The organism is Amycolatopsis sp. DSM 110486 (assembly GCF_019468465.1).
GTDB lineage: Bacteria > Actinomycetota > Actinomycetes > Mycobacteriales > Pseudonocardiaceae > Amycolatopsis.
Map to the genome: position 1 here is coordinate 4,834,300 of NZ_CP080519.1, position 12,091 is coordinate 4,846,390.

The following is a 12,091-nucleotide window of genomic DNA, read 5'->3' on the forward strand; positions in this document are numbered from 1 at the left end:
GGGTAGGCCCTCTGGGGCGCAGCCGTCAGCGTTTCCCGCGGCTTGTCGCTCAGCGGTGCGTGATACAAGAGGAGTTTTCTGTGACGTCCGAGCTCGAGGTCGACGCCGTCGTGCTGGTCGGGGGCAAGGGCACCCGCCTGCGGCCGCTCACCCTGTCCGCGCCGAAGCCGATGTTGCCGACGGCAGGCACCCCCTACTTGAGTCACCTGTTCTCGCGAATTCGCGCGGCCGGGATCCGCCACGTCGTGCTCGGCACGTCCTACCGTGCCGAGGTCTTCGAGGAGTACTTCGGCGACGGGGCGGCCCTCGGCCTCGAGCTCGAGTATGTGGTCGAGGACGAGCCGCTCGACACCGGAGGCGCGATCCGCAACGTGTACGACAGGTTGCGCGCGGACCACGCGATCATTTTCAACGGCGACATCCTCTCCGGCGCCGACCTGCGCCACCAGCTCCAGACCCATGTGGACACCGGCGCCGACGTCACCCTCCACCTCCAGCGCGTGCCCGACCCGAGCCGCTTCGGCTCCGTCCCCACGGACGAGCACGGCCGCGTGCAGGCGTTCCTCGAGAAGACGCCCAACCCGCCGACGGACCAGATCAACGCCGGCTGCTACGTCTTCCGCCGCTCGGTGGTCGAGACCATCCCGGCGGGCCGGCGCGTGTCGGTGGAGCGCGAGACGTTCCCCGGACTCCTCGAAGCCGGCGCGCACCTGCACGGCTTTGTGGACTCCTCGTACTGGCTCGACGTCGGCACGCCCGAGGCGTTCGTCCGCGGCAGTGCGGACCTCGTGCGCGGCATCGCGCCGACGTCCGCGTTGGCGGGCCCGACCGGCGAGTCGCTGGTGCTCGACGGTGCTTCCGTGGCTTCGTCGGCTCAGCTGACGGGCGGGACGACGGTCGGCGAGAAGGCCGTGATCGGCGACGGTGCGACCGTCGACGGTTCGGTCGTGTTCGACGAAGCCGTGGTCGAGGCCGGGGCCACTGTGGAGCGTTCGGTGCTGGGCCGCGGCGCGTTCGTCGGGGCGGGTGCCGTGCTGCGTGGCGTGGTCCTGGGCGACGGCGCGTCCGTCGGCGCGGGCTGCGAACTCCTCGACGGCGCCCGCGTCTGGCCCGGCGTCACCCTGCCCGACGGCGGCATCCGGTTCTCGAGCGACGCATGATCGAGTGGCGACCGCCCTTCCCGCTGGACCTGGCCGCGGTGCTGGGCCCGCTCAGCCGTGGGCGCGGTTCGCTGAACTTCCGCGGTGACCGCGGCGTCTGGTGGCTGGCCGCCAACACGCCGTCCGGCAAGGGCACGCTGGCTCTGCTGCGCCGGCCCGACGGCGTCGTCGAGGCCGACGCGTGGGGCCCGGGCGCGGAGTTCCTGCTCGACGGCGTGCCGGCGTTGCTGGGCGCCGAGGACGACGACACCGGCTTCGTCGCGCACCACCCCGTGGTCGCCCGCGCGCGCCACGACGCCCCCGGCCTGCGCCTCGGCTCGACGCGGCGCGTGTGGGACTCGCTCGTGCTGGCGGTGCTGGAGCAGAAGGTCTCGGGCAAGGAGGCGATCCGGTCGTGGGCCGAGATGTGCCGCTGGTTCGGCACGCCCGCGCCCGGCCCGGGGCCTGCTTCGCTGCGCGTGCCGCCGTCGCCGGTCGCAATCCGGTCCATTGTGGACTGGAACTGGCACCGCATCGGCGTGGACCTCAAACGCCGGACGGCGCTGATCAACGCCGCGCGCGTGGCTCCACGGCTGGAGGAAGCCGTGGCGCTAAGGGGTTCCGAGGGCCGGGCCCTGCTGCGCAAGGTCTCGGGCATCGGCGTGTGGACCGCCGCCGAAATCGCCCAACGCGCCTGGGGCGACCCGGACGCCGTCAGCTTCGGCGACTACAACATCCCCTCGATGGTCGGCCACACGCTCCTCGGCCGCCGCATCGACGACGAGGCCATGGCGGAACTCCTCGCGCCCTACGCCCCGCAACGCCAGCGCGCGATCCGGTACCTGGAGGTCGGCGGGGCCCGTGCGCCACGCTTCGGGCCCCGCATCGAACTCCGCGACTACCGCGCGATGTGACCTACTGCGGCGGCTGCTGACCCTGGCCCGGCTGTTGGTTCGGCTGTTGCTGACCAGGCTGACCCGGCTGACCTGGCTGCTGCGGTGAGGGGTAGGGCTGCCAGTTCTGCACGGCCTGCTGGTTCGGCTGACCTTGCTGCTGCGCGGGATATCCCTGCTGCGGATACGGTCCTGGCTGTTGCCCGGGGTATCCCGGCTGCGGGTACTGCCCCGGCTGCATCGGCTGCTGCTGCGCGAACTGCTGCGGCGGATACTGCTGCTGCGGCGGGTACTGCGGACCAGGCTGCTGCTTCGGCTTCCGCCCGACGGTGAACTTCAGCACGAGGATGACCACCAGCACGATGATCAGCAGCGCTGGGAGTGCGAAACGCAACACGGCGGCTGAATCTCCTTTTCAGTTCCCGAATCCGGACGGCGGTTGTTGACCTGGCGGGTACGGCTGCGGCGGCGGGTATCGGCCGGGCGGCGCCGGAGGCTGCTGTCCCGGATAGCCCCCGTACGGCTGGCCCGGCGGATACCCCGGCTGCTGCGGATATCCAGGTTGCTGCCCCGGCGGATATCCCGGAGACTGCATTCCTTGCCACGGCGGGGGAATCGGCGGCTGCCGCCGCTTCTTCGAAGCCTGCACACCCACCACGATCGCCACGACGATGCCCGCCAGCAGCAACAAGATGATGAGATGCCAAGGCTGAATGGCGTTCACGACACAATCCCCTCTCCCCGGCCACAGGCCATCGCCATCGTAGGGCGACCGGCCGTCAGGGGCCGGGCGAAACCGAAACGGTCAGCGCAGCGCGGCCGTCACGATGGCCAGCGCCTCGTCCGTCGACAGCCCCAGCTGCCGCGTCACCGCTGCGTAATCCGCGGCCGCCGCCAGAGCCCGCGAACGCGACTCATCCCCCGAAGCACCCACGAAACTCCCTGCCCGGCCGCGCGTTTCGATGAGGCCGGCTTCCTCGAGTTCCCGGTAGGCGCGCGCCACCGTGTTCGGGGCGACGCCCAGGTCCGAGGCCAGTGCGCGCACGGTGGGGAGCTTGGCGCCGACGGCGAGGGTGCCGTCGTTGATCTGCGCGGCGATCGACGAGCGCACCTGCTCGAACGGCGGCACCGAAGAGGCGCTGTCGTAGCTCACGGTCACCGCGGAACCTCCCTAACGCCGGCGCTTCCTGCGCAGGCTGACGATCACACCCACCACGACCAGCACGATCGCCACCCCGAACCCCACGGCCACGACCCAGCCGCTCACGAAACCACCGTCGCCGGTGTGGATGTGCGGGTTGGCGGGCACCAGGGGCATGCCCGCCATGCTAACGGGACGAAACGGCCGCGTTCACGAGTTCGGCCAAGTCCTCCGACCCCGCGGGCAGGGCGCCGACCGGCCACCAGCGCAGGTCGTCGGACTCGTCGCTGCGGACGGGCAAGGCCCCCGCCGGCGCGCGGACCGCGTAGCGCACGTCGAAGTGCCGCGTCGGCACGCCGAGGGAGCACGTGATCGGGTGCACGTCGAGGTGCACCGGCTCGGCGCCGATCGTCAGGCCGGCCATGCCCGACTCCTCCGTCGCCTCGCGCAGAGCGGCCTCGGCGACCGACGCGTCAGAAGGCTCGCAATGCCCGCCCAGCTGCAGCCAGCGGCCCACGCGCGGGTGCAGCGTCAGCAGCACCTGCGTACCCGTCGAGTCCAGGACCACGGCCGACGCCGTGAGGTGCCCTGCCTCGCACGAGCGCTGCACGGTGTCGTCCCGCGTCGCCAGGAAACCCAGAAACGCCTGGCGCAAAGATTCCTGCGAGCCCAGAGAAGGGGTCCACGTCGAAAGGACCGTCACGGCGTCCGAATGCAAGTTCACAGCTCCACCAGACCTTCGCCCGGCTCGCCCAGTGAACGCACGGGCGGCGTCTCCAGCGGATGCCCGATCGCGACGGCGCCCAGCGGCTCCCAGCGCGAATCCAGGCCCAGCGTCGACCGCACGAGGTCGGCCGCGAAGATCGTCGACCCGATCCAGCACGAGCCCAGGTCCTCCGCCGCCAACGCGACCAGCAGACCCTGTACCGCGGCGCCGGCGGCGACCGTGAACATCGTGTGTTCGCAGTCGTTGCGCCGCTGGTCGCGGTAGGTGTGTGCGCCCTCGGGCACGAGGAACGGGATCACGACCTCGGGCGCGCGATACAGAATGTCCCCGCGCGACAAGCGTTTCTCGACCTGCGACGGTGTGAAGTCGTCTTTCGAAAGGTCCGCGCGCCACGATTCGCGCATGGCGTCCAGCAGCTTCGCGCGCAACCCGGCGTCGCGCAGCCACACGAACCGCACGGGGTGCGTGTGGTGCGGCGCGGGCGCGGTCAACGCCGCCGCGACCGCCCGCCGAACCACCGATGGATCCACCGGCGCGTCGGAGAACGTGCGCACGGAACGCCGGTGCGGCACGGCTTCGCGCCGCCCCTGTGCCAGAGCTTCGTTGGTACCCAAGCGGAACAGGTCCTCGTCGACGGGCCGGATCAGGTTCCGCGCGGTGGAGCCGTCGTCGGTGAGCTGCAGGCCGCGCACGACCGCCACCGGCAGGCCGCCCAGCTTGCCCTTGACCAGGTCTGCGGCGGAGGCGAGCTCGTCGGCCACCGCGATCTCCGTGACGGCCAGCTCGTTGCCCTGCGAGTCGACCTGCCCTGCGTACGCGTGCAGCACGCGCAGGCCCGAAGCACCGATCGCGGCGTCGGTCTGCCCGACGCGCCACGCGCGGCCCATCGTGTCCGTGACGACCACGGCGACCTCGACACCCAGCCGTTCCCGCAGCCCGCCGCGCAGCGCGTGCGCCGATGCGTCCGGGTCCGCGGGCAGCAGTGCGACTTCGTCGCCCTGCACGTTCGACGCGTCGATCCCCGAAGCCGCCTGCACGATCCCCAGCGGGTTCTCCGTGATCACCGTGCGCGCGACGCGCGCGACGACCCGCACCGTCTCCTGGTCGATCAGCTCGCGCCGCGCCGCGTCGCGGGCCTCGGGGTCGCTCGGCACGCGCACGAGCCGGCCCTCGACCTTCGAGAACACCTTGCTCGTCACCACCACCACGTCGCCGGACCGCAGCCACGGCGCGGCCGCGACGAGGGCGCCGGTGAGGTCATCGCCCGGACGGAACTCGGGCAGCCCGGTCACGGGCAGGATCTCGACCTTGGCCGAGGCGTGATCGCTGAACTCAGGCTTGGCCGAATCAGACACCGGAAACTCCCGCAACGTCGAAGGCCGCCCGCACCATCGCGGCGGTCGCGTCCACATCGGACATCAGCAGCGGCACCGCGCGCACGGCCACGCCCGGCACCGTCACATCGTGGTCCTCCTCGGCGACGAGCCAGCCGTCCAGCACCCCGCCGTCGGAGCGAGCGCCGTAGTGCAGGCCGACGGCCTCGGCGGAGGTCTCCACGCCGATCGCCGTGAGGCACGCGTCGGCCATGCCGCGCAGCGCCTTGCCACCGATGATCGGCGAGATGCCCACGACCTTGGCCTTCGACTTGCGCAGCGCTTCGCGCACGCCCGGCACCCCGAGCGTCGTGCCGACGCTCACCACCGGGTTCGACGGCGCGAACAGGATCAGGTCGGCCTCGCCCAGCGCCTCGAGCACCCCCGGCCCGGGCTTGGCCTCCTCGGCGCCGACCGAAACGATCGAGTGCGCCGGCCGGTCGGCCCGGTAGCGCACCCACCACTCCTGGAAGTGGATCGCCTTCTGCTGCTCCGGCTGGTCGGGGTCGTCGATCACGACGTGGGTCTCCACGCGGTCGTCCGACATCGGCAGCAGCCGCACGCCCGGGCGCCAGCGGTCGCACAGCGCGTCGGTGACGGCCGAGAGCGGGTAGCCCGCGCGCAGCATCCGCGAGCGGATCAAGTGCGTCGCGATGTCCTTGTCGCCCAGCCCGAACCACGTCGGCTCCGCGCCGTACGCGGCGAGTTCCTCCTTGACGACCCACGTCTCGCCCGCGTGGCCCCAGCCGCGTTCGGTGTCGATGCCACCGCCGAGGGTGTACATGCAGGTGTCGAGGTCGGGGCAGATGCGCAGGCCGTGCATCCACACGTCGTCGCCGGTGTTCACCAGCGCCGTGACCTCGTGCGGTGACGGGCTCTCCGGCTCGCCGATCGCGGGCATCCCGAGTGCGGTCTTCACGCCGAGCAGGAAGCGCGCGCCACCGACTCCACCGACCAGTACGACGATCTTCACGACTGCGGATCCTCGCACGCGGAGGCACCGGGGCCCCAGTAGCGGTACCTGTGGTGCTCCGTACAGCCGAGCGCGGAATACAGCTTCAACGCGCCTTCGTTGCCCACGGCCACCTGCAACACCCACCTCTCCGCACCGTGCGCGCGGCCCCAGCCGGCCAGCGCGAACATGAGCGCCGACGCGAGCCCACGCCGGCGGAACTCCGGCCGCACGGCCAGCCGCGACACGTGCAGCCACCCGTCCACGATGGCACCGCGCACAGCTCCGGCGGTGACGCCGTCCACGTCAACCACGCCATAACCCACCTTGCCCGTGCTCAGCACGTGGCGTTCGGCCGTGCCCGGTGACGGGTTGTCCGCGGCCAGCTCCCACCACGCCGGCGTCGGCTCGTCGAGGACCTCGGCGTCCTGCGCGGGCCCGGCCGGCAGCGGCCCGACGAGCACCGACACCTGGTAGCCCGCGGCGTGCTTGGTCCACTCGCGCCAGCCGGCGGCCGCCACCTCACGCTCGGTGCCGCTGTCCTGGATCACCTGGACGACCGGTGGGATCCCCCGATCGTGGGCGAAGTCACAGACGGCCTTCAACGCGACGGCCACGCTCCGGCCGGGGTTGCCCACGGCGAGTGCGCTGTTGGCGCGCCCGGTGAAGCCGCCGGCCCAGCGCAGGCGCCAGTCGCCGAGGGGTTCGTCGACCACCGGCTGCCAGGCCTGCGCACACACGAGTTCGAGCTTTTCCGAGTCGTTCACGGTTAGATTGTCCTTGAGGCGGCACCCCATGTTCTCAGGGAGAACCGATGAGCTACGTGCGCAGGGACGACAAGCACAACGACGACCTGGTCGACGAGATCGCCGACGGTTTCGAACGCACCCTCAAAGAGAAGCGCGAGGGCGACACCAAGCCCGCCGGCCCGGGGTTCACCATCACCGGCGACGCGCGCAACGCCCCGAAGCCCCGCCGCCGGGACCGCTGAGCGGGACATTCGGCCCCATACCAGGGGTATGGCTAAGGGTTGCCTAAGCACTACCGGTGCCTCGGGAAGCGCGTAATGTCCGCAGGGACTGGCTAAGCAGAGAAAAGCAGGAGTACGCAGTGACCTACGTGATCGCCGAGCCCTGCGTCGACGTGCTCGACAAGGCGTGTATCGACGAGTGCCCCGTGGACTGCATCTACGAGGGCGAGCGGATGCTGTACATCCACCCCGACGAGTGCGTCGACTGCGGCGCCTGCGAACCGGTCTGCCCGGTCGAGGCGATCTACTACGAGGACGACGTCCCCGACAACTGGTCCGACTACACCAAGGCCAACGTCGACTTCTTCGACACGCTGGGCTCGCCCGGCGGTGCCTCCAAGGTCGGCAAGACCAGCCACGACCCCGCCTTCATCAAGGCGCTGCCCCCGCAGGGCGAATGACGACCCGCCCCCTGCCCGACTTCCCCTGGGATTCGCTCGCCGAGGTCAAGGCCCGCGCGCAGGCGCATCCCGGTGGGATCGTCGACCTCTCCGTCGGCACGCCCGTGGACCCGGTTCCGGCCGGGATCCGCGACGCGCTTGCGTCGGTCTCGGAGATCCCGGGCTACCCGGCCACCCACGGCACGCCCGCGCTGCGGACCACCGCGGTGGAGGCGCTGGGCCGGCGCTACGGCGTGGAGGGTCTGGAGCCCGACGCGGTGCTGCCGACGATCGGGTCGAAGGAAGCCGTGGCCTGGCTGCCGCGGCTGCTCGGCCTCGGTCAGGGCGACACCGTCGTGATCCCCGAGCTGGCGTACCCGACCTACGAGGTGGGTGCGCTGCTGGCGGGCGCCGACGTCATCCGCGCGGACGGGCTCACGCAGCTCGGTCCTCAGCGTCCGGCCATGATCTGGCTCAACTCGCCGTCGAACCCGACCGGCAAGGTGCTCGGGGTCGAGCACCTGCGCAAGGTTGTGGAGTGGGCGCGTGAGCGCGACGTGATCGTGGCGTCGGACGAGTGCTACCTCTCGCTCGGCTGGGACGCCGAGCCCGTGTCGGTGCTGCACCCGTCCGTCCACGGTGGACGGCTCGACGGGCTGCTGGCCGTGCACTCGCTGTCGAAGTCGGCGAACCTCGCGAGCTACCGCGCGGGCTTCATCGCCGGCGATCCCCGGCTGGTCAAGCAGCTGCTGGAGATCCGCAAGCATGCCGGGATGATCGTGCCGCGTCCGGTGCAGGAGGCCATGGTGGCCGGCCTGACCGACGACGAGGCCGTCGCCGCGCAGCGCGAGCGTTACCTGCGCCGTCGGCTCGTGTTGCGGAAAGCGTTGCAGGACAACGGTTTCGAGATCTCCCACTCCGAAGCCGGGCTGTATCTCTGGTCCACGCGCGGGGAACCGGCGCTGGACACCGTCGCGTGGCTGGCCGAGCGCGGCATCCTCGTGGCGCCGGGCACGTTCTACGGCCCGGCCGGCGGCAACCACGTGCGCGTGGCGCTGACCGCCACCGACGAGCGCATCGACACCGCCGCGGAGCGGTTGAACTCCTGATTCCCGAGCGGGCGCGCTTCGGTGCGCCCGCTCAGAAATCGCGTCCCGTGAAGCCCCGGTAGACGAACCTCGTGAGCGCCTCGACGGCCTCGTCGTCGCTCGGCGCCGTCCAGCCCGTGGGTTCCGGGGCGGTGAGCCACATCTGCGCGAAGTTGTCGATCAGCTGGTACATCATCACGATGCTCAGCTGCGTCGACGCGGGCAGCTCGTAACCGGCGGCTGTGACGCGCTCGAGGTGTCCCGTGAGGTCGGCCGCTTGTGTGACGCCGAAGCTCGCGAGGGTGCTCGCGAACCCGTCGTGGACCATCGACGCCTGGCGCAGCGCCTGCATCGTGGCCGCGTTGGCCTTGTAGAAGTCCCAGTACTGGCGCACGTGCCAGCGCACGGCCTCGGGGTCGCTGAAGTCCGACAGGTGGCCCTCCGCGGCCGCCTCCTCGTCGCCCGCCGCGGCCAGGTCGCCCAGGAGTGCTTCGAGCAGCTCCTCCTTGCCGGCGAAGTGGTTGTAGAACGAGCCCGCCGCGCGGCCGGCTTCCGCCGTGATGTCGGTGATCTTCGTGTTCAGGTAGCCCTTGCGCGCGAACACGCGCTTGGCCGCCTCCTTCAACGCGGTTTCCGTCTCGGCGGCCTTCCCCTTGCGGCTCGTCGCCGTCATCTCGGCACCTCCCTTGACACGAACGCTAGCAGCGCGCATGCTGAATCCAGATTCATTGAATCCTAATTCACTGGAGGGGACATGGACACCACAGTGCTGATCGCGGGAGCGGGCCCGACCGGCCTGACGCTGGCCATCGAACTGGCCCGGCGCGACGTCGCGGTCCGGCTCATCGACAAGGCGTCGGCGTTCTTCAACGGCTCCCGCGGCGACGGCCTGCAGCCCCGCACGCTGGAGGTTTTCGAGGACCTGGGTGTGCTCGACGCGGTGCTGGCCGCGGGCTCGCCGCAGTACCCGATGAAGGTCTACCTGGACGGCGAGTTCGTGCAGGAGCGCTGGATGAGCGACACCGTCGAGCCGACGCCCGCGGTGCCGTACCCGAACATCTGGTTCCTGGGGCAGTCGCAGACAGAGGGGATCCTGCGGGAGCGGCTGTCGTCGTTCGGGGTGCAGGTGGAGCTCGGGGTGGGGCTGGAGGGCTTCACGCAGTCTTCTTCGGGTGTGACGGCTTCGCTGTCGACGGGGGAGACGGTGGAGGCGGCGTACTTGGTCGGCGCCGACGGCGGCAAGAGCTTTGTGCGCAAGGCACTGGGGATTCCGTTCGAGGGCACAACTGATGAGTCGATCCGGATGTTGCTGGGGGACGTCCAGGCTTCGGGGCTTTCGCACGACTCGTCGTACTGGTTCGCGCCGGCTTCGTCGCCGATGAGCGGGGTGGCGTTCACGCCGCTGGCCGGTACCCCGCACTTCCAGTTCGGGGCGCCACTGGGGGATGGGGATCTGGCGGTGGAGACTTCGCTGCCGGCGTTGCAGGCGCGGCTGGACTCCGTGTCGGGCGGGGGGATTCAGCTGTTCGACCTGGCCTGGTCGACCGTGTGGCGGCCGAACATCCGCCTGGCTGCTTCCTTCCGCGTCGGGCGCGTGTTCTTGGCGGGCGACGCCGCGCACGTGCACCCGCCGACGGGCGGGCAGGGTCTGAACACCGGGGTCCAGGACGCGTACAACCTGGGATGGAAGCTGGCCTCCGGGTCCGCCGACTTGCTGGACAGCTACGAGCCCGAGCGGCGCGCGGTCGCGGCGCGGGTGCTGGGGATTTCGACGGCTTTGATGGAGAAATACACCGACGGGGATGAGGACGCGCATCGGCGGGGGTCGGAGACGCAGCAGCTGGATGTCGGGTACCGAGGTGGGCCGTTGGCTGGTGCTGGTGCCGGCTCGCTTCGGGCGGGGGACCGGGCTCCGGATGCACCGCTGGTGGATGCGAACGGCAAGTCGATGCGGCTGTTCGAGCTGTTCCGGGGGCCGCACGCTGCGGAGCTGGTTTTCGGTTCGGGTGTGGTGGGTTCGTCGGAGGTTCCGGGGTACCGGATCTTGCCCGCCGGGTCGGTGGCTTCGGGCCCGGACCTGGTGGACGCGGGCGGCCACGCTTACGCGGCTTACGAGGCCGCGGCGGGCCGCCGGGTGCTGGTTCGGCCGGACGGCTACGTCTGGTCGATCACGGCTTGGTGACTGGGGTTGAGTGGGTTGTCCACAGCTCCGTCGAGTTGTGGACGACTCGGTCCCCAACCGGCTTGACCACCGGTTTTGTCGGAGGTGGCCGATAGAATGGACATGGGGACGCCCCCTGGGGAGGGCGGGGGCTGTCTGTCGGCGGGTGTTCGGTCAGAGAGCCGCGTGAGCCGCCTTGTCGATCCGGGCCCACACCGCCGGCCAAGCCGCCCGGGCCTCGGTGCGCTTCAGCAGTTCGTGTTCCGCAATCCGGCCCGCGATGAAGCCGACCTCGCTGTCGGCGCCGGGCAGGACGGAGCGCACCTTCTCGGCCGCGATCACCGCGTCCTGGTGGTCGCCGAGGACGGTTTGGAGTTTGCGGGTCGCCTTGACCAGGTCGGTGAGGGCGGCGGCCTGCTTCTTCTTCGCCGACGAGCAGGCCAGCTCGGCGGTGTAGCGCAGCTTCTTGCTGTAGATGCGCAGGGCGTGCAGGTCGTCGTCCGGCGGGTCGGACGGCAGGGCGCGCACGGCCTTGAGAAGGCGGCGGTAGGGCTTGCGGACGTCGGTGGCGAGGCTGCCCGACCCGAGCGGCGTGGGGTCGAGCTCGTGGTCCGGCGTGCGCGTGAGCTGGGCGATGCGCTGCAACAGCGTGGCGTAGCGGGCGCTCGACAGGGCGCGCGCCAGCCGCCGGCGGGCGGCGCCGCGTTCGGTGACGAACTTCGAGACCAGGCGACGGCCCGCGGGTTGGTCGCGGACCTCGAAGGTGGCGATCACCTCGCGCAGGTGGCCGATCAGCACGTCGTAGTCGCGGACCTCGCCGAGGGACTGGCCGAGCCAGCCCAGCTCGACGCGCACGGGCTCGGCGGAGCCGCCGATGAGCGCTCCGGAGGTCTTCAGCACACTGCGCATCCGCCGGAGGGCGACGCGCATCTGGTGCAGGTCTTCGGGATCCGCGCCGCTGCGGGTGCCGGGCTCGCGGGCCAGCAGCTCGCGCAGCTCGTGGTCCAGCTTGGCCCGGATGTGGGTGGCCGCCGGGTCCCGGGGGCCGGCTTTCGCGGGCTCGTCGGGCAGGCCGAGCTCGGCCGGGGTCGTCGGCTCAGGTGCGCGGCGGCGGGTCGAGGAGGGCAACGATTCGGTGGTCACAACATGAATGGTAGGTGAACCCGCAGGCAGAGTGGACGTGACGTGTGACGAAAAAGGGCGCGCC

The 12,091-nt window shown here is 71.0% G+C and carries 16 protein-coding genes; 6 read left to right on the forward strand and 10 right to left on the reverse strand.

The genetic code is table 11. The features are described from left to right. The first annotated feature begins 80 nt into the window (after window positions 1-80). Both K1T34_RS23605 and K1T34_RS23610 read left to right on the forward strand, forming a co-directional pair. Window positions 81-1,160: a sugar phosphate nucleotidyltransferase gene (locus tag K1T34_RS23605; RefSeq protein WP_220246374.1), complete on the forward strand. Its 1,080-nt coding sequence runs from the start codon at window positions 81-83 to the stop codon at window positions 1,158-1,160. Next, complete coding sequence (locus K1T34_RS23610) at window positions 1,160-2,053, forward strand: DNA-3-methyladenine glycosylase (protein ID WP_220247370.1); 894 nt, start codon at window positions 1,160-1,162, stop codon at window positions 2,051-2,053. Before K1T34_RS23605 ends, K1T34_RS23610 begins: the two co-directional genes overlap by 1 nt. A 1-nt stretch (window position 2,054) precedes the next feature. Here the strand turns inward: K1T34_RS23610 and K1T34_RS23615 are convergent, their stop codons facing one another. The 8 genes from K1T34_RS23615 to K1T34_RS23650 all read right to left on the reverse strand — a co-directional run bounded on the left by K1T34_RS23615 (window position 2,055) and on the right by K1T34_RS23650 (window position 6,992). Next, entirely contained in the window at window positions 2,055-2,429 is a 375-nt protein-coding gene (locus tag K1T34_RS23615; protein WP_220246375.1) for a hypothetical protein, read from the reverse strand. A gap of 18 nt (window positions 2,430-2,447) precedes the next feature. Further along, window positions 2,448-2,756 carry a hypothetical protein gene (locus K1T34_RS23620; protein ID WP_220246376.1) on the reverse strand — a complete coding sequence of 103 codons (309 nt, stop codon included), beginning with the start codon at window positions 2,754-2,756 and terminating at the stop codon, window positions 2,448-2,450. A gap of 81 nt (window positions 2,757-2,837) precedes the next feature. After that, window positions 2,838-3,191 carry a GntR family transcriptional regulator gene (locus K1T34_RS23625; RefSeq protein ID WP_220246377.1) on the reverse strand — a complete coding sequence of 118 codons (354 nt, stop codon included), beginning with the start codon at window positions 3,189-3,191 and terminating at the stop codon, window positions 2,838-2,840. A gap of 12 nt (window positions 3,192-3,203) precedes the next feature. Further along, window positions 3,204-3,350, reverse strand: coding sequence for a hypothetical protein (locus K1T34_RS23630; RefSeq protein WP_220246378.1), 147 nt, complete (start codon window positions 3,348-3,350; stop codon window positions 3,204-3,206). Between the two features lie 10 nt (window positions 3,351-3,360). Next, window positions 3,361-3,897 carry an NUDIX hydrolase gene (locus K1T34_RS23635; protein WP_220246379.1) on the reverse strand — a complete coding sequence of 179 codons (537 nt, stop codon included), beginning with the start codon at window positions 3,895-3,897 and terminating at the stop codon, window positions 3,361-3,363. Then, window positions 3,894-5,312, reverse strand: coding sequence for a coenzyme F420-0:L-glutamate ligase (locus K1T34_RS23640; RefSeq protein WP_220246380.1), 1,419 nt, complete (start codon window positions 5,310-5,312; stop codon window positions 3,894-3,896). The genes K1T34_RS23635 and K1T34_RS23640 overlap by 4 nt, the downstream gene beginning before the upstream one ends. Continuing rightward, the gene (gene cofD / locus K1T34_RS23645) at window positions 5,248-6,246 is read right to left on the reverse strand and encodes a 2-phospho-L-lactate transferase (RefSeq protein WP_220246381.1); all 999 of its coding nucleotides are present in this window, start codon (window positions 6,244-6,246) and stop codon (window positions 5,248-5,250) included. The genes K1T34_RS23640 and cofD overlap by 65 nt, the downstream gene beginning before the upstream one ends. Next, window positions 6,243-6,992, reverse strand: a complete 750-nt coding sequence (locus K1T34_RS23650) for an N-acetyltransferase (protein ID WP_220246382.1) — start codon at window positions 6,990-6,992, stop codon at window positions 6,243-6,245. Before K1T34_RS23650 ends, cofD begins: the two co-directional genes overlap by 4 nt. 47 nt (window positions 6,993-7,039) lie before the next feature. On the opposite strand from K1T34_RS23650, the gene K1T34_RS23655 reads away from it, so the two are divergent. From K1T34_RS23655 to dapC, 3 genes are all read left to right on the forward strand, one after another. Beyond that, window positions 7,040-7,216 (forward strand): hypothetical protein, encoded by a 177-nt coding sequence (locus K1T34_RS23655; protein WP_220246383.1) that lies wholly within the window; start codon window positions 7,040-7,042, stop codon window positions 7,214-7,216. A 119-nt stretch (window positions 7,217-7,335) separates the two neighbouring features. Continuing rightward, window positions 7,336-7,656 (forward strand): ferredoxin, encoded by a 321-nt coding sequence (fdxA, locus tag K1T34_RS23660; protein WP_220246384.1) that lies wholly within the window; start codon window positions 7,336-7,338, stop codon window positions 7,654-7,656. Then, complete coding sequence (dapC, locus tag K1T34_RS23665; protein ID WP_220246385.1) at window positions 7,653-8,744, forward strand: succinyldiaminopimelate transaminase; 1,092 nt, start codon at window positions 7,653-7,655, stop codon at window positions 8,742-8,744. Before fdxA ends, dapC begins: the two co-directional genes overlap by 4 nt. 31 nt (window positions 8,745-8,775) lie before the next feature. Here dapC and K1T34_RS23670 read toward each other — a convergent pair whose 3' ends face one another. Then, the gene (locus K1T34_RS23670; protein ID WP_220246386.1) at window positions 8,776-9,396 is read right to left on the reverse strand and encodes a TetR/AcrR family transcriptional regulator; all 621 of its coding nucleotides are present in this window, start codon (window positions 9,394-9,396) and stop codon (window positions 8,776-8,778) included. Between the two features lie 81 nt (window positions 9,397-9,477). Here K1T34_RS23670 and K1T34_RS23675 point away from each other — a divergent pair, with 81 nt between their 5' ends. Continuing rightward, on the forward strand, window positions 9,478-10,905 hold the full coding sequence (locus K1T34_RS23675) for an FAD-dependent monooxygenase (RefSeq protein ID WP_220246387.1): 1,428 nt from the start codon (window positions 9,478-9,480) through the stop codon (window positions 10,903-10,905). A gap of 153 nt (window positions 10,906-11,058) precedes the next feature. Here the strand turns inward: K1T34_RS23675 and K1T34_RS23680 are convergent, their stop codons facing one another. Next, a complete protein-coding gene (locus K1T34_RS23680) occupies window positions 11,059-12,027 on the reverse strand; it encodes a CHAD domain-containing protein (RefSeq protein WP_220246388.1) in 969 nt (322 codons plus the stop codon). Window positions 12,028-12,091 lie beyond the last annotated feature (64 nt).

Bases quoted from the DNA above. Each gene is read 5' to 3' on its own strand.
- K1T34_RS23675 (WP_220246387.1), top strand. From the start codon at position 9,478: ATGGACACCACAGTGCTGATCGCGGGAGCGGGCCCGACCGGCCTGACG.
- K1T34_RS23655 (WP_220246383.1), top strand. From the start codon at position 7,040: ATGAGCTACGTGCGCAGGGACGACAAGCACAACGACGACCTGGTCGAC.
- K1T34_RS23670 (WP_220246386.1), bottom strand. From the start codon at position 9,396: ATGACGGCGACGAGCCGCAAGGGGAAGGCCGCCGAGACGGAAACCGCG.
- K1T34_RS23640 (WP_220246380.1), bottom strand. From the start codon at position 5,312: ATGTGGACGCGACCGCCGCGATGGTGCGGGCGGCCTTCGACGTTGCGG.
- dapC (WP_220246385.1), top strand. From the start codon at position 7,653: ATGACGACCCGCCCCCTGCCCGACTTCCCCTGGGATTCGCTCGCCGAG.
- K1T34_RS23630 (WP_220246378.1), bottom strand. From the start codon at position 3,350: ATGCCCCTGGTGCCCGCCAACCCGCACATCCACACCGGCGACGGTGGT.